Origin of the sequence: Pseudomonas sp. 8O (assembly GCF_902506495.1) — a bacterium.
GTDB lineage: Bacteria > Pseudomonadota > Gammaproteobacteria > Pseudomonadales > Pseudomonadaceae > Aquipseudomonas > Aquipseudomonas chaetocerotis.
This window is the reverse complement of sequence record NZ_LR733263.1, coordinates 1-14,275: the sequence shown is the minus strand read 5'-3', so window position 1 is coordinate 14,275 and position 14,275 is coordinate 1. Positions and strand designations below refer to the sequence as shown.

The following is a 14,275-nucleotide window of genomic DNA, read 5'->3' as shown; positions in this document are numbered from 1 at the left end:
TCACAGCAGCAGGCAGCGCGCGCCGTCATCCTCCAGCATGGGACCGGCAAAACACAGCCGGCCCTGCTCATCGAGCTGTGCTGGCTGCCCCGGAAAGTAGGGGTTGTCGAAGGCGCGCAACTGTTCGGCACTTGGCGTACCTTGAGGCAGTTGGGACAGCCCCTGCAGCAGGCGACGATAGGCTTCGAGGTCCTGTAGTCGTACCGCATAGCGGCGATAGTCAGGCGCCCCAATTTCAAGCAACACGTTACCCATTGGGTTGCGCCAGCTGCGTTGCCACTGGGCAGCGGGCAACTGCTGCAGCTCCCCGACAAACACTTCAGGTGAGCGCCGCGACAGCTCGGCCGTCGGCTGATAGAACGTCAAGCTGGCATTGGTGCTCATCTGTGGACGCAGGCCCCACCGCAGCATCAGCCACTCCCCCAAGCTGCTCTGCGCCTTGGGCAGCGCCTCGAAAAGTAACGCCATCCCCTGAAACTCATGCTGCAGCGGCATCAACAGGCTGCGCTCAGCGTCATCGAAAGCAGGCACACTGCTCGGCACCGGCATCAACCCCTTACGATAGAGCACGGCCTGCCAGAACATGTTGCGCTCGACCATACGCGCCAGAATCATCTTCGCGATCAGCGTATCAGCGCGGTGCAGCTGCCCTCGCAGCAGGTGCAGCTCCTCATCGAGACGCGCCCGAACCTGCTCACCTTCGCCCTCCTGAGCCACCTTGAGCAGTTGCAGAGTCAGCAGCTGCTGGCCACTCACGAGGTAACGGTGCGGCGGCAACGGGGCAATGATGCTGGCCTCCAGAAGATTGCGGTAGTCATCGAGCTGGAGAAACTGCCAGTAGCGCTCGCGCAGAAGACGCTGCTCATCCGTCTCGACCCAGCCAGACACCCCACTCAGCAGCGTGGTCAGACAGCCATCTTTCTCTACCGCACAGAACAAAGGTCCCTGCGGTAAAGCCAACGTGGCCACCACTGGCTCTGTAAAGCCCTCATTCATCGGGCCGTGGCTGCTGCGCCAGGCGCGATAGGCTTGCAGCCGCTCGGCACCCAGTGCCTCCGGCGACTGCCCAGGGTCAGCATCCAGACCATTGAGAAACACATAGGCACGACTCTGCCCCTCATCCACCTGTGCCTGCTCCAGCCAGGCTCGAGCGTCGGCACTCAGCGGTTCATCCCGCATCCAGGCATAGCCGCCAGCGACCAGCAGCACGGGCAGGCCCACGAGCAGCGCAACGATCCCTGTGCGCATCATCGGCTCACCTTGATGTACTCGCCAGCCACACTGATACCCATGCCGCCGTAGTCCTGGCAGCCATCGGCGAACACCTCCTGCACGCGCAACTCGATGCCCTCGCGCAACAGCTGCACCGCGCAATCGCTGCCCAGGCCAGCATCCTCCAGGCGCATCTGCACGCCGTCGCCGACCAGCTTGCCATCCAGCTCGCCGATGGCGGCCGGGCCGTATTCCTCGACCCGGGCACCGGCGCGCACGGGCGAGAAACTGGCGTGATAACCGCCATTGCCGTCCTCGCTGATCTGCAGCTCGCTCCACACCGCCTGGCCGCCATAGCGCAGGTAGCGGCCCACGGGGCTGGCGCTCAGCACCGGATAATCCAGTGCCTCGGCTACCTTGCGCAGGTGCAGGCGGGTCGAGGAACCGCTTAGGTTGTTATCCAGCGCCACGCCCAGCCAGGCGCGCGCCATACCCGCCTGACCGGCGCGCAGGTTGGCAAGGATGAGATTGTTCAGCGCCAGCTCCAACTGTGCCGTGTCGCCGTTCTCGACGCGTCGTAACTGACGTTCGAACGCTTCGATGGCCTGCTCATGGCGACCGTCCTGGTAAGCGACGCTGCCGACCTGGTTGCACTGCACCACCGTGGCGCATTCTTCGGTCGCCTGCACGGAACCGGCCAGCCCCAACAGCAGCGGTAGAGGCAGAAATTTCGAGCGGATCGGCATGGATGACATCCTTGCAGTAGTGAGTGTGTATCTTGCATCCCCAACGCCAGCAGGCCTTACTCTCATAAGCCCCACACGTACTCGGAGCAACGATGGAAGCCGGAACCGCGCAACTGACGATGACCGTACTGATGACCCCGGATATGGCCAATTTCTCCGGAAATGTCCACGGTGGCACCCTGCTCAAGTACCTCGACGAGGTCGCCTACGCCTGTGCCAGCCGCTATGCCGGCTGCTACGTGGTGACCCTGTCGGTAGACCAGGTGATGTTCCGCGAACCGGTGCATGTCGGTGAGCTGGTCACCTTCCTCGCCTCGGTCAACCACACCGGCCGCACGTCGATGGAGATCGGCATCAAGGTGATCACCGAGAACATTCGCGAGCGCTCGGTGCGCCACACCAACAGCTGCTTCTTCACCATGGTCGCAGTCGATGCTCATGGCCGCCCGGCACCGATCCCGGCACTGCAACCGGACACCGCCGACGGCCTGCGCCGTCAGCGCCAGGCCAAGCAGCGCCGGCAGATTCGCGACGAGTTGCAGCAGCGCTACCAGGCGTTGAGCGACGAAAAGAAGCAGGCCTAGGGCCTTAACGGGTAGGGCATCGCCCCCTCAATCGTGACCGATATAGAACAGCAGCTCGCGGCGCTGCGGATGATCCTTGAGCCAGGCACGAATCTCGTCGGCGCGGACGATGGCTTCTTCACCGGCAATGCGGCTGAAACGCTCGCGGCGGGCCTGCTCGCTGGCCTGCTGGCGCACCTGGCGCTGCCAGGCCTCGGTGAAGATAGCCGGCATGCGCTGGCTCAGCTCCAGGGCCTTGAGCAATTGCCATTCGCCGCTGTCCAGCCAGGCTTCGTCGCACGTGCCGCATAGGTCGAGACGGTTGGCGCGGGTGCCGCTGATCTGAAACTTGCTCATCAGCTTGGCGCACTTGGGACAACTCAGGGCATGGCTGGTTTCGCCCACTTCGGCCTCAGCGGCCAGCTCGGTTGAAGTCTCTTGTGCTGGCTGGCGCTCGGCCCAGTCGCGATAGTGCAGCAGACTGACCAGCGTGCCTTGGCACTGTGCGCAGCCATGGCCAAGCAGGCCATCTTCGAGTTTTGCCGGTTGCAGGCGACTGGTACGGCAGGCGGGGCAATGCATGGTGACGTCCTTTTCATCTGAAGAGAGCGAACGCTAATGCAGAGCCGACACATGGGCAAGCCACGATGCTGAGAAACAGGTAGCAGATAAGCTAAGCTTTGTGTCCCCGGTCTGGAGTCGCCATGATCAATCTGTTCGATGTCTTCCTGCTGATGCTGTTCGCCGCTGCCTGCGCCTGGCTATGGCGCGGCCACGGCATTCGCGAGCGTGCGCTGAGCTTCGCCAAGCAGCACTGCGCCAAGCTCGATGTCGAACTGCTCGACGGTGCCGTGGCGCTGCGCCGCCTGGCCATCCAGCGTGATGCCAAGGGCCACCGGCGCCTGGCGCGGCTCTACGATTTCGAGTTCACCGTCACCGGCGAGCAGCGCCTGCGTGGGCATATCAGCATGTTCGGCCCGCATCTCGGCCGCATCGAACTGGAACCTCATCCGGTGCTGGAGCCGCAACCCGAGCCAGTTGCGGTGCAGCACTCAGGCAACGTCATCCACCTGGAAGACTGGCGACGCAAGGCGCAGTAAAGCCGCGCGCGGCCTTGCCCGTATGTGTCCTCGATAGCCGGCAAGCCGGCTCCTACGTGATGTAAAGATCTATCAGCCGCGCTGCAGCAGGAAATCGGCCACGCGCTCGGCGCTGTCCGCTGGCTGCTCCTGCATGAAGCAGTGCCCGCCCGGCACCACCTGACTGCGCACATGGGCGTTGCTCGCGCACCAGCGCGCCACCGATTTGGCGACGAAGGGATAGGTATGCACGCCCTGTATCACCTCGGTCGGTGTCGTCACCTTGGCCAGCGACGGCCACAGGCGCCGTGGGAAGGAGCCAAAGATATCGGCCTCGCGGCTTGGCCGGCACTTGAGCTCGACGCCGCCCTCGACGTCCTTCAGCGCATGCTCGACATAGGCGTCGAACGCCGCCTCATCCCAGCCACGGAACATGCCACGGCCATGCAACGCAGCGTGCGCGCTGGCACGGTCCGGCCATTGCCGGCGGCGTTTCTGTGCCTTATTCGCCATGCCGGTACGCTGCGCCAGGCCGACAACATCGGACAGCGCCATCACGCCGATCATCGCCGGGCTGAACAGCACCGGATCGAGCAGCACCGCACGCCGGAACAACTCGGGATGGCGCGCCAGGATCAGGCTGGTGAGCACGCCGCCGAAGCTGTGGCCAAGGGCGAAACGCGGTACTTCGCCGAACGGCCCACGCAAGGTGTCGAAGGCCTCTACCGCCAGCTCGGCGCTGCGGTTCCAGCCATGGAAACGACCGCCGTGATCGCTGTCACCATGGCCCTGCACGTCGCACAGCCAGAGGTCGAAGTCCTCGGCCAGCAGCGCCAGCATCGGTGTGTAGACGCGCCCGCAATAGCCATTGCCGTGCAGGAAATGCAGGAGCGGCTTACCCGACGGTGGCGTATGCCAGCCACGCAGGGTGAAGCCGGCAGAGGTGTCATGAGACCAGGGCAGCAGTTGCATTCAGGGTTATCCACAGCGACGAAAGCGCGGCGAGTTTATCAGCCTGTCGTGGGGATTCGGCAGGCGGTGAACGAGGCCGTCAACGCGTCGAGGCTCTGCGCCTGCTCGAAAATCAGTTCCAGCCGTGAGTCCTTGCGCCATTCGCTCGCTGGCCAGGCCTCCAGCGCTTGCCCCTGCAAGGCATTCAACGAGCGCCAGCCCTCGGCGCCGTGCAGCACGGCCTTGGCCCTGCGCCAATTCATGCCCTGCAGCCATTGGCTGACCTGCGCGAGATCGAAACGCTGGCTCGGGTGCCAGCGCCAGCCGATGCTCCAGCCTTCGGGCTGGTCCTGCACCTGGCAGATCGGCTCGGCGGCGTTGCGCCAGATCTGCGCCATGCTGGATGCAACTGTGGGTAACTCGGCGCTCACCTCGATGGGCGAGGCCTGCGCCGCCAGACCCGGTAGCAGGGCCAGGTCGAGCTGGCCCTGTTCCGTCCAGTGCAACGGCACGGTCGGCAATGCGGCGGCGATCCGCGTTCGCGTGGCCTCGTCCAGACACTCACTCTTGTTCAGCAGCAGCAAACCCGCAGCATCCAACGCCTGGCGCTGCACGTCAGGCAGCGGTTGACCTGTCGCCAACGCAGCAGCATCCAGCACCATCAGCGCCGGCTGCACGGCCAGCACGCCGAGCCAGGGCGGCTGACGCAATTGCGCCAGCAACTGCGCCGGATGCCCCAGGCCGGACGGCTCGATCAGCAGGCGATCGGGCTTCGCTTTGCGCAGCAGGCGCCCGAGGCCGACCTGAAACGGCGCGCCGTTGACGCAGCACAGGCAACCACCGGCCACTTCGGCCATGGCGATGCCGTCGTCGCCTCGTTCCAGCAAGGCGGCGTCCAGGCCGATCTGGCCGAACTCGTTGATCAGCACCGCCCAGCGCTCGCCCGCCGGTTTCTGCGCCAGCAGGTGACGGATCAGCGTGGTCTTGCCGGCGCCGAGCGGGCCAGCGATGAGGTGGGTAGGGATTTGACTGAGCATGAATGTATGTTCGGTGGTTCGCCAGGCAAGTGCCAGCAAAGACTGCAAAGAAGCAGCATGTTAGATTCGCCGGCAGTTTTTCGGGAGTCGAAACGATGCGTGCATGGCTGTTGCTGTTTTCCCTGCTGCCGGGCCTGGCCCTGGCCGAAGCCTGCGTGGTGCATAGCCAGGCCGAACGCCTGAGCGTGCAGATCTGCCAGGAGAATCGCAACATCCCCGACACCCTGTTTCGCGAAGGCTTCTGCCAGCCGCAGTTGCAAGGCCAGACAGTCGAGGTGGAGTTCGTCGAGCAGTGCCCCAAGGGCGCCCATGGCGTCTGTCAGAACGCGCGCGCCGGTAGCGGTCTGTACCTGCAGGATATCCACTACTACGGCGTGGCCAGCGACGCGCTGTACCTGGAGCCGGCCTGCACCAGCCAATACCAGGGCACGTGGATCAAGCCCTGAGTACCTGCAATCACCTGCGCAACGCCGAGCCACGTGGGTCTGAATAGCGCAGGCGGGTGCAACCCGCCAGGCTGCGAATGGCGGGTTGCACCCGCCCTACGAGGAAACGCAACGATCCTGACATCAAAGCGTCACCAATAAAGCGCCTAATGACCTCGGGTACCTCACGTAACCCTCATGTCGAGTCACGCGTCGACATGATCTCTTGGTGCTTAAGGCCGGGGCAGTTGCTCCGGCCTATTTTTTTATGGCTCGCCACCAGTAGGGTGTCGCAGGCCACGTCAAAGATTGTTCCCGGCGATTACCGCTGGCTCAGCTGCGCGTAGGGTGCGCCATGCGCACCGCCAAACACCGAGGTATTCGCGGTGCGCGCAGCGCACCCTACGGAAAGAGCACGCTCAGGCCAACCAATCCAGGGTCAACAGCAAGCGTCGCTGCCCGGCAGGCGGCTGCGGCGAGCGGTGGATCAATCCGCGCCCCTCGTTACCGTGCCATTTCTCGCCCTTGGCCAGCGCTACATGGCCGGTGTCGAGACGCCGGATCAGCGCCTCGTCCTGCGGCTCGGCGCCCGGCTGACCGAGCTTGCTGCGCGACATGGCGCCCTCTTCCAGCCAGTCGCTGCCGACACCGGCATAGCTGGTAATCAGCCGTACCGGTACATGGTCAACGTGAAAACGCGGGCACATGGCCTTGTCCAGCGCGCGCAGGCGCAGGCCGATGCGCTCAGCATCGAGCAGGCAGGCATAGGCGCGCACCAGCCAGGCCACATCGGCGAGAAAGGCCGCCTGACCCGGCAGATCAGCATACTGCGCCACCAGACCGTCGAGGTTCGGCTCGCTGTCCGCGCGCGACAGCTCCAGCGTCATGGATTGCGCCAGCGGCTCACCTTGCGCCAGCAGCGCCTCAGCGAAGTCGGCGATCTGCACCGGCAGGCGACGCTGCCAGACGGCCAGGTTAACGCCGTCGTGCAGCACCTCGCCGAGCACCTGAATATCTTCGCCCAGCACCTGCCGGGACACTTTCGGCAACTGCAGGGCGAACATCAGGCGGCCTCCTGCTGCCAGGCACCGAAGGGGTCGACGAGCAGGCGCCAGGCTTCCGGGCCGCCGGCCATTTCCTCGTCGGTGAGCAGGCAGTCGTCCAGCTCACGCACCAACCGCGGAAAGTCGATGTTCTGGCCGATGAACACCAGCTCCTGGCGGCAGTCGCCGACCTCGGCGCTCCAGTGTTTCATGATCGTCTGCAGGCCTTCCTCGTCCTGCGGCCAGTGCTGCTTGGCCACGAAGCGCCACCAGCGCCCGGCCAGGCCATGGCGCATCAGCCCGCCGGCCTGCGACCAGCTGCCGGCTTCCTGGTATTTGCTGGCGAGCCAGAAGAAGCCCTTGGAGCGCAGCAGGCGGCCATTGCGCCATTCCTGCGAGAGGAAATCGAAGAAGCGCTGCGGATGGAACGGCCGGCGCGCACGGTAAGCGCTGGAGGCGATGCCGTATTCCTCGGTTTCCGGCACGTGCTCGCCACGCAGTTCCTTGAGCCAACCCGGGGCCTGCGAAGCGCGGTCGAAGTCGAAGCGGCCGGTGTCGAGGATCTTGTCCAGGGCGATCTGACCCATGCTCATGGCCTGGATGTCGGCGTGGGTGTTGAGGCCACGCAGTATGGCCATCAGTTCTTCGCGCTCGGCCTGGCTGATCAGGTCGATCTTGCTGATGAGGATGACGTCGGCGAACTCCACCTGCTCGATCAGCAGGTCGGTGATCGAGCGTTCGTCCTCCTCGCCCAGTGTCTCGCCACGGCTGGCCAAACTGTCGGCCTCATGGAAATCGCGCAGGAAGTTCACCCCGTCGACCACCGTGACCATGGTGTCCAGTCGCGCCAGGTCGGACAGGCTGCGGCCCTGCTCGTCGCGGAAGGTGAAGGTTTCGGCCACCGGCAGCGGCTCGCTGATACCGGTGGATTCGATCAGCAGGTAGTCGAAGCGGCCTTCGCTGGCCAGGCGGCTGACTTCTTCGAGCAGGTCCTCGCGCAAGGTGCAGCAGATGCAGCCGTTGCTCATCTCCACCAGCTTCTCTTCGGCACGGTTGAGGCTGACGTCTTGCTGGACGGTGGCACCGTCGATGTTGATCTCGCTCATGTCGTTGACGATAACCGCGACCTTGCGGCCTTCACGATTCTTCAGCACATGGTTGAGCAGGGTGCTCTTGCCGGCGCCAAGAAAGCCGGACAGCACGGTAACGGGTAGACGCTGATTCATGGGGTATTCCTCGTTCAGTCACGGTCACGCTGATGTTTTTCGCGCTGCTCCTGCCGCTCCTTGGCTTCGATGCACAGGGTCGCGGTGGGGCGCAGCAGCAGGCGCTTGAGGCCAATGGGTTCGCCGGTCTCGGCGCACCAGCCGTATTCGCCACGCGCCAGGCGTTCGAGCGCCTGGTCGATCTTGTCCAGCAGCTTCTTTTCCCGCTCCAGCAGGCGCAGCTGCCACTGGCGCTGCTCCTCGGCGGCACCGATATCGGCGACGTCGCTGCTGGTATCGGGCTGACGCAGCTCGGTGAATTCCTCGTCGATGCGCGCCTGCAACTCGGCTCGCTGAGTCAGCAGCAACTCGCGGAAGAACTGCTGCTGGGCGTCGTTCATGTAGTCAGCGGCTGGCTGGGCCAGCAGCTCGGCTTCGGTAGTCGCGGTCAGGGTCATGGCAAATCGGCTGGCTTGTTTTAATTGTTATAACATAACATTAATTTCTGACAGCTACCCACGGATTTGCGATGAACGAACAGCCCCTGCCGGATATTGCCGCCCAAGCCACCCACCACGACCTGCCGCTGGACTGGGTCGGCATGGCCGGCATCGCCCTGCCCATTCGTCTGGCGGACGCCGCCGTGACGGCCAGCGTCGATATCGGCGTCAGCCTCGACGATGCCGGCGCACGCGGCATCCACATGTCGCGCCTGTACCTGGCGGCGCAGCGTCTGGTGCATCAGCCATTGAACGTACCGGCGGTGCTACAGGTGCTGGACGACTGCCTGAGCAGCCACCAGGCGCTGTCCGACAGCGCCACCCTGACCCTGCGCGGCGAGGTGCCGCTCAAGCGTCCGGCGCTGGTCAGCCCATTGAACGGTTGGAAGGGCTACCCCTTCGAGGTACGTGCTCGTCAGGACGGTCGCGGCGTGAACATCGAATTACAGGTCGAGGTCGGTTACTCCTCCACCTGCCCTTGCTCGGCAGCGCTGGCACGGCAGCTGATCCAGCAACGCTTCGCCTGGGACTTTCCCGATCAGCAGGTGGATTACTCCAGCGCGCTCGACTGGCTCGGCTCGACCCAGGGCATCATCGCCACGCCGCACAGCCAGCGCAGCACGGCGACCCTGCAACTGCGCCTGGCGCCAGGCTGCATCGACCTGCCCGTACTGGAGTTGATCGACAATGCCGAGCAGGCCCTCGGCACGCCGGTACAGACCGCGGTGAAGCGCGCCGACGAACAGGCCTTCGCCCTCGCCAACGGGCAGAACCTGATGTTCTGCGAAGACGCCGCACGCCGTCTGCATCGCGCCCTGCGCCAATTGCCACAGGCCAGCGCCTTCCACCTTAAGGTCGTCCACGCCGAAAGCCTGCACGCCCACGACGCGGTGGCGCAAAGCCGCTGGAACTGGAGTTGAGCCATGACTGCCGACGCCCTCTGGTTGCAGCTGGAATCCGCCGAAGCCGGCCACGCCGTGGCGCTGAGCGAGGCCCTGGATGCCATCGCCTGGAACGACACCGGGCTGATCCCGGTGATCACCCAGCGCCACGACAGCGGCGAGGTGCTGATGCTGGCCTGGATGAATTGCACCGCGCTGCAGGAAACCCTGCACAGCGGCCAGGTCTGCTACTGGTCTCGTTCGCGCCAGCAATTGTGGCGCAAGGGCGAAACCAGCGGCCATCGCCAGCGCCTGCTCAGCGCGCACCTCGATTGCGACGGCGACGCCCTGCTGATCAAGGTCGAGCAGCTCGGCCCGGCCTGTCACACCGGCCGGTCCAACTGTTTCTACAACGACCTGGACGGCGACCAGCTGCGCGTGGCCGTGAGCCGACCGGCATGAAGCGCCTGGCCATCGCCCTGGTGCGTTTCTACCAGTACCTGATCAGCCCGCTGCTCGGGCCGCGCTGCCGCTTTCACCCCAGTTGCTCGCACTACGCCGTCGAGGCACTGGAAAAGCATGGCCTGCTGCGCGGCCTGTGGCTCAGTCTGCGCCGGCTGTTGCGCTGTCATCCCTGGCATCCGGGCGGCTATGACCCGGTACCCGACCCCTCGCCCAAGGAGCGACCATGATCCGCAAGAATCCGTCCGGTCACCTGCCGGTCATCGCCGAGTCCGCCTACGTCGACAAGACTGCCATCATCTGCGGCAAGGTGATCATCCACGACAACGTATTCGTCGGCCCCTACGCGGTGATCCGCGCCGACGAGGTGGATGCGACCGGTGACATGCAGCCCATCGTCATCGGCGCCAATTCCAACATCCAGGACGGCGTGGTGATCCACTCCAAGTCCGGCGCGGCAGTGACCATCGGCGAGCACAGTTCGATCGCCCACCGCTCGATCATCCACGGCCCGTGCAGCGTCGGTAACCGCGTGTTCATCGGCTTCAACAGCGTGCTGTTCAACTGCGCCGTAGGCGATGGCTGCGTGGTGCGGCACAACGCCGTGGTCGACGGCTGCGACCTGCCGGCGGGCTTCCATGTCACCTCCACCCAGCGCATCGGTCCGAAGACAGACCTGGCCAGCCTGCCGCGCGTCAGCGTCTCGGCCAGCGAGTTCTCCGAGGACGTCGCGCGCACCAACATCGACCTGGTGCGGGGTTACAAAGCCCTGCAGAACGAGTTCTGACCGTGCTGATCCTTAATGCCCGCCTGGTCAACGAGGGCCGCGTGTTCGAGGCTGACCTGCGCATTCGCCACGGGCGTATCGACGCCATCTCTGGCAGCCTCGCCCACCTGCCCGGCGAGGGCCTGCTCGACGCCGCCGGGCAGTATCTGCTGCCAGGCATGATCGATGACCAGGTGCACTTTCGCGACCCCGGTGCGCCGCATAAGGGCAGCTTCGCCAGCGAGTCGCGGGCGGCGGTGGCTGGCGGCATCACCAGCGTCATGGACATGCCCAACACCAACCCGCCAACCCTGACCCTGGAGGCACTGACGGCCAAGGAGCAACGCGCCGCCGGTTGCTCGCGGGTCAACTACGGCTTTCACTTCGGCGTCAGTCACGACAACCTCGACACCGTCGCTGCGCTCGACCCCAACCGGGTGGCGGCGGTGAAGGTGTTCATGGGCGCCAGCACCGGCAACATGCTGGTCGACGACCTGCCGGTGCTGGAACGGCTATTCCGCGACTGCCCGACCGTGCTGCTGACGCATTGCGAGCACACCCCGCGCATCCGCGAACGCGAGGCGCAGTGGCAGGCGCGCTTCGGTGACGCCATCCACGCCAGCGAGCACCCGGCGATCCGTGATGCCGAGGCCTGCTACCAATCCTCCAGCCTGGCGGTGAGCCTGGCGCGCCGCTACGGCACGCGCCTGCATGTGCTGCACATCACCACCGCACGCGAACTGGGCCTGTTCCAGCCAGGCCCGCTGGCCGGCAAGCAGATCACCGCCGAGGTCTGCGCCCATCACCTGTACTTCGATGACAGCGACTACGCCGCGCTCGGCCACCTGATCAAATGCAACCCGGCGATCAAGACCCAGGCGGACCGCGACGCCCTGCGCCAGGCCCTGCTCTGTGGTCGCCTGGACATCATCGGCACCGACCACGCGCCGCACACCTGGGACGAAAAGCAGCGCCCCTACCTGCAGGCGCCATCCGGTCTACCGCTGGTGCAGCACGCCTTGCCGTCACTGCTGGAACTGGTGGCCGACAGCCTGCTGCCACTGCCTATGCTGGTGGAGAAAACCAGCCACGCCGTGGCCGAGCGCTTCGCCATCGAGCAGCGCGGCTACCTGCGCGAAGGCTACTGGGCCGACCTGACCCTGGTCGAACGCCTGGCCGAACCACGCCCAGTGGCGGCCGACCCGATCCTCGCTCATTGCGGCTGGACACCGTTCCAGGGCCGCGCCTTCCGTCATGCTGTGCGCAGCACCTTCGTCTCAGGGCAACTGGCCTGGCACGCCGGCCAAGTGCAGGACGATTGCCAGGGGCTGCCGCTGCGCTACCGACGCGTCTGAGTTACCAGCCGCCGCCTCCGCCGCCACCAGCTCCTCCGCCGGAGGAGCCTCCACCATGGGAGGCGGACGAGCCGGAGCCGCTGCCACTGTTGCTGGAACCGGAAAAGCTGTCGACGGATCTCGGCGCCTCTGGCGGCACGGAAGCCGTCATCAGCATCCGGTCGAGACTCCAGGCAAGCGTCATGGCCTCACCCGAGGTCATCATCTGAGTGAAACCCTGTGGCTGGTAGTCCACCTCCACAGGCGCCAGCGTGCCCCTGCGCAGCTCGGCGGTGAACCGCTGAGTCCACTGCTGCTCGACCCCCAGAGCCATGGCGTAGGGCAGATGCCGTTCGTACAACGCAATGCTCATCACGGGGGCCTGGCCTGCCTTGTCCAGCACGTCCCTCTCGGCCAGGCTCAGGTAATTACGGTAGCCCTCCAGCTCATCGAGCAGGCGTCGTCCGGCTATGGAGGGCGAGCGCATGAGCTTGCGTGCCACGGCGACGATGACGAACAGTGCCAGACACTGCAGCACCGCCGCACCGCCCACAAGGCCTGCGGCCAGACCCAGGCTGATCAGGACGAACAGCATCAGCAAGAGTGCCGAACCGATCATTTCGTGGGTCAGGCAGTAGAACATCCCGGCCCCCAGCAGTACCCCCAGCAGCATCACCCAAACGGCGTTGTTCGCAGCCTCCGAGTCGCCCGTGGACGTCACCAGCAGAGCGATCCCCGTCATCAGGGCGAAGAACGCACCTAGCAACCAGGACCCGGTATGGTTACTGAAGTTGTTTTGCTCGATCCCTTTGAAGCTCTTCAGCAGCACCTCCAGGGCTTTCGTCAGACGCGGTTCATAGCGGCCACCCAGGGTCAGCGAGCCACTTTTCTGTGCTATCAGGGCATCGAGCATGCGCCGCTCTTCCTCGCGTATGGCGTCCCCGTCCGCCTCACCACGCGTCAGCACCAGGCCGTCGGCGTTGCGCTGCAGGCTCAGCCAGCCGCGAATGGCCAAGTCGGTGAACATGATGCTCAGCGCGCGCACGCCCTTGCGGTCATTGCCCAGGCCACGGCGCCATACGTACCCGGCCATCAAGGGGCTGACGTCCCGAGGCAGCTCGAACAGGGGGATCACCAGGCCTCTGGCCGGCCCCCGGCCGTCTGTCCACCAGAGGCGTGCGTAGAACAACAACAGCCCGCTGAAAGCGAACACCAGCAGGATAAGACGCAGGTTGTCGGCCAGCAGTATCAGCAACTCGTCCCACCAGCCGGGTCGGGCGACCAGCCCCGCCTGCCAGGCCAGGGCGACGGTAAAGCCTTCGCGCGCGTCCAGCTCGCGCGTGGTCACCAGGCGCAGGCGATTGCCCTGCTGCTCGATCACCTCATAGGCCCCTTCACGCGAACCCTGGTAGCCGGTGTAGGCATGGGCGGCCTCGATCTGCGCCCCTTCAGGCAGCAGCACCTCGACGCTGGCCCGACGAATCGGCAGCAGCCAGTCATTGCCGGTGACGTTCCAGTAGAGCTCATCGACGCGGGCGTGATGCAGCAGTTGCGCATCCATGCGGTAGGTCAGTTCGTAGACATAGGGGCCGGGCTGAAGCAAGGCATCGGCGCGGCCCAGACGCAGGCGAACGCCGTGCTCATGGGCCTGTTGCGTGACGGTTTCCGGTTGACCGTCACGCGTAGCCGAGAGCAGCGTCAATGGCGTGCTGCGCAGCAGGCCATTGCCCAGGCTGTAGCGTGTAGGGATGTCACGATAGATGCCGCGAGATATCTGTCGCCCTTCGGCAATCACGGCGATGCGCTCGGTCACCCGCACCTCGCCACTGGGCTCGACCTGCAGGTGCACGTCATAGCTCTGGATGGCCTCTTCGGCCTGTGCACTGAAGGCGCAGAAACAGCACAGCAACAGCAGAATTCGCAGTCTTCCTGACATGACACTCTCCTTGGCACTCACAACCGCCTGCCTGGGCGAATCGAGGCGGCACCCTACCCCAGTCAGCTCGGCAGAAAAAGCGAACACCGCACATCAACGGCACTCGCCACAGGCGCCTTCACCACCCCCCTCCAC

17 protein-coding genes are annotated in these 14,275 nt (G+C 65.1%); 8 read left to right on the top strand and 9 right to left on the bottom strand.

Going from position 1 to position 14,275, the window contains the following annotated elements:
• Window positions 1-1,251 carry a hypothetical protein gene (locus GV002_RS00085; protein WP_160016494.1) on the bottom strand — a complete coding sequence of 417 codons (1,251 nt, stop codon included), beginning with the start codon at window positions 1,249-1,251 and terminating at the stop codon, window positions 1-3.
• Complete coding sequence (locus GV002_RS00080) at window positions 1,248-1,958, bottom strand: tetratricopeptide repeat protein (RefSeq protein ID WP_160016493.1); 711 nt, start codon at window positions 1,956-1,958, stop codon at window positions 1,248-1,250. The genes GV002_RS00085 and GV002_RS00080 overlap by 4 nt, the downstream gene beginning before the upstream one ends.
• Before the next feature lie 92 nt (window positions 1,959-2,050).
• On the opposite strand from GV002_RS00080, the gene GV002_RS00075 reads away from it, so the two are divergent.
• Complete coding sequence (locus tag GV002_RS00075; protein WP_160016492.1) at window positions 2,051-2,542, top strand: acyl-CoA thioesterase; 492 nt, start codon at window positions 2,051-2,053, stop codon at window positions 2,540-2,542.
• A 27-nt stretch (window positions 2,543-2,569) separates the two neighbouring features.
• On the opposite strand, the gene GV002_RS00070 is transcribed toward GV002_RS00075, so the two are convergent.
• Window positions 2,570-3,103, bottom strand: coding sequence for a zf-TFIIB domain-containing protein (locus tag GV002_RS00070; RefSeq protein WP_160016491.1), 534 nt, complete (start codon window positions 3,101-3,103; stop codon window positions 2,570-2,572).
• 122 nt (window positions 3,104-3,225) lie between these two features.
• On the opposite strand from GV002_RS00070, the gene GV002_RS00065 reads away from it, so the two are divergent.
• Window positions 3,226-3,621, top strand: coding sequence for a DUF3301 domain-containing protein (locus GV002_RS00065; protein ID WP_160016490.1), 396 nt, complete (start codon window positions 3,226-3,228; stop codon window positions 3,619-3,621).
• 72 nt (window positions 3,622-3,693) lie between these two features.
• Here the strand turns inward: GV002_RS00065 and GV002_RS00060 are convergent, their stop codons facing one another.
• Window positions 3,694-4,572, bottom strand: a complete 879-nt coding sequence (locus GV002_RS00060) for an alpha/beta fold hydrolase (protein ID WP_160016489.1) — start codon at window positions 4,570-4,572, stop codon at window positions 3,694-3,696.
• 38 nt (window positions 4,573-4,610) lie between these two features.
• The gene (locus GV002_RS00055; RefSeq protein WP_160016488.1) at window positions 4,611-5,588 is read right to left on the bottom strand and encodes a CobW family GTP-binding protein; all 978 of its coding nucleotides are present in this window, start codon (window positions 5,586-5,588) and stop codon (window positions 4,611-4,613) included.
• 95 nt (window positions 5,589-5,683) lie between these two features.
• On the opposite strand from GV002_RS00055, the gene GV002_RS00050 reads away from it, so the two are divergent.
• Entirely contained in the window at window positions 5,684-6,034 is a 351-nt protein-coding gene (locus tag GV002_RS00050) for an NADH:ubiquinone oxidoreductase (protein WP_160016487.1), read from the top strand.
• A 398-nt stretch (window positions 6,035-6,432) separates the two neighbouring features.
• Here GV002_RS00050 and GV002_RS00045 read toward each other — a convergent pair whose 3' ends face one another.
• From GV002_RS00045 to dksA, 3 genes are read right to left on the bottom strand one after another with little or no spacing between them, the layout of a single operon-like run.
• Window positions 6,433-7,077 carry a DUF1826 domain-containing protein gene (locus GV002_RS00045; RefSeq protein ID WP_160016486.1) on the bottom strand — a complete coding sequence of 215 codons (645 nt, stop codon included), beginning with the start codon at window positions 7,075-7,077 and terminating at the stop codon, window positions 6,433-6,435.
• Window positions 7,077-8,282, bottom strand: a complete 1,206-nt coding sequence (gene zigA, locus GV002_RS00040; protein WP_160016485.1) for a zinc metallochaperone GTPase ZigA — start codon at window positions 8,280-8,282, stop codon at window positions 7,077-7,079. The genes GV002_RS00045 and zigA overlap by 1 nt, the downstream gene beginning before the upstream one ends.
• A gap of 14 nt (window positions 8,283-8,296) precedes the next feature.
• Window positions 8,297-8,719, bottom strand: a complete 423-nt coding sequence (dksA, locus tag GV002_RS00035) for an RNA polymerase-binding protein DksA (RefSeq protein WP_160016484.1) — start codon at window positions 8,717-8,719, stop codon at window positions 8,297-8,299.
• Between the two features lie 71 nt (window positions 8,720-8,790).
• On the opposite strand from dksA, the gene folE2 reads away from it, so the two are divergent.
• The 5 genes from folE2 to GV002_RS00010 are packed head-to-tail and all read left to right on the top strand — an operon-like array spanning window position 8,791 to window position 12,225.
• A complete protein-coding gene (folE2, locus tag GV002_RS00030; protein ID WP_160016483.1) occupies window positions 8,791-9,681 on the top strand; it encodes a GTP cyclohydrolase FolE2 in 891 nt (296 codons plus the stop codon).
• A gap of 3 nt (window positions 9,682-9,684) precedes the next feature.
• Window positions 9,685-10,104 (top strand): phosphoribosyl-AMP cyclohydrolase, encoded by a 420-nt coding sequence (gene hisI, locus GV002_RS00025; protein WP_160016482.1) that lies wholly within the window; start codon window positions 9,685-9,687, stop codon window positions 10,102-10,104.
• A complete protein-coding gene (gene yidD, locus GV002_RS00020) occupies window positions 10,101-10,334 on the top strand; it encodes a membrane protein insertion efficiency factor YidD (RefSeq protein ID WP_160016481.1) in 234 nt (77 codons plus the stop codon). The genes hisI and yidD overlap by 4 nt, the downstream gene beginning before the upstream one ends.
• Window positions 10,331-10,891 carry a carbonate dehydratase gene (locus tag GV002_RS00015; RefSeq protein ID WP_160016480.1) on the top strand — a complete coding sequence of 187 codons (561 nt, stop codon included), beginning with the start codon at window positions 10,331-10,333 and terminating at the stop codon, window positions 10,889-10,891. The genes yidD and GV002_RS00015 overlap by 4 nt, the downstream gene beginning before the upstream one ends.
• Window positions 10,888-12,225, top strand: a complete 1,338-nt coding sequence (locus tag GV002_RS00010) for a dihydroorotase (RefSeq protein WP_160016942.1) — start codon at window positions 10,888-10,890, stop codon at window positions 12,223-12,225. The genes GV002_RS00015 and GV002_RS00010 overlap by 4 nt, the downstream gene beginning before the upstream one ends.
• Before the next feature lies 1 nt (window position 12,226).
• Here the strand turns inward: GV002_RS00010 and GV002_RS00005 are convergent, their stop codons facing one another.
• Complete coding sequence (locus GV002_RS00005; RefSeq protein ID WP_160016479.1) at window positions 12,227-14,140, bottom strand: DUF2207 domain-containing protein; 1,914 nt, start codon at window positions 14,138-14,140, stop codon at window positions 12,227-12,229.
• Between the last annotated feature and the right edge of the window lie 135 nt (window positions 14,141-14,275).

What these genes read in the sequence shown, in the direction of transcription:
- GV002_RS00080 (WP_160016493.1), bottom strand. Translation starts at nt 1,958, where the DNA reads ATGCCGATCCGCTCGAAATTTCTGCCTCTACCGCTGCTGTTGGGGCTG.
- GV002_RS00075 (WP_160016492.1), top strand. Translation starts at nt 2,051, where the DNA reads ATGGAAGCCGGAACCGCGCAACTGACGATGACCGTACTGATGACCCCG.
- hisI (WP_160016482.1), top strand. Translation starts at nt 9,685, where the DNA reads ATGACTGCCGACGCCCTCTGGTTGCAGCTGGAATCCGCCGAAGCCGGC.
- GV002_RS00045 (WP_160016486.1), bottom strand. Translation starts at nt 7,077, where the DNA reads ATGTTCGCCCTGCAGTTGCCGAAAGTGTCCCGGCAGGTGCTGGGCGAA.
- GV002_RS00070 (WP_160016491.1), bottom strand. Translation starts at nt 3,103, where the DNA reads ATGCATTGCCCCGCCTGCCGTACCAGTCGCCTGCAACCGGCAAAACTC.
- dksA (WP_160016484.1), bottom strand. Translation starts at nt 8,719, where the DNA reads ATGACCCTGACCGCGACTACCGAAGCCGAGCTGCTGGCCCAGCCAGCC.
- GV002_RS00065 (WP_160016490.1), top strand. Translation starts at nt 3,226, where the DNA reads ATGATCAATCTGTTCGATGTCTTCCTGCTGATGCTGTTCGCCGCTGCC.
- GV002_RS00085 (WP_160016494.1), bottom strand. Translation starts at nt 1,251, where the DNA reads ATGATGCGCACAGGGATCGTTGCGCTGCTCGTGGGCCTGCCCGTGCTG.
- yidD (WP_160016481.1), top strand. Translation starts at nt 10,101, where the DNA reads ATGAAGCGCCTGGCCATCGCCCTGGTGCGTTTCTACCAGTACCTGATC.
- GV002_RS00060 (WP_160016489.1), bottom strand. Translation starts at nt 4,572, where the DNA reads ATGCAACTGCTGCCCTGGTCTCATGACACCTCTGCCGGCTTCACCCTG.
- folE2 (WP_160016483.1), top strand. Translation starts at nt 8,791, where the DNA reads ATGAACGAACAGCCCCTGCCGGATATTGCCGCCCAAGCCACCCACCAC.
- GV002_RS00005 (WP_160016479.1), bottom strand. Translation starts at nt 14,140, where the DNA reads ATGTCAGGAAGACTGCGAATTCTGCTGTTGCTGTGCTGTTTCTGCGCC.
- zigA (WP_160016485.1), bottom strand. Translation starts at nt 8,282, where the DNA reads ATGAATCAGCGTCTACCCGTTACCGTGCTGTCCGGCTTTCTTGGCGCC.
- GV002_RS00050 (WP_160016487.1), top strand. Translation starts at nt 5,684, where the DNA reads ATGCGTGCATGGCTGTTGCTGTTTTCCCTGCTGCCGGGCCTGGCCCTG.
- GV002_RS00055 (WP_160016488.1), bottom strand. Translation starts at nt 5,588, where the DNA reads ATGCTCAGTCAAATCCCTACCCACCTCATCGCTGGCCCGCTCGGCGCC.
- GV002_RS00015 (WP_160016480.1), top strand. Translation starts at nt 10,331, where the DNA reads ATGATCCGCAAGAATCCGTCCGGTCACCTGCCGGTCATCGCCGAGTCC.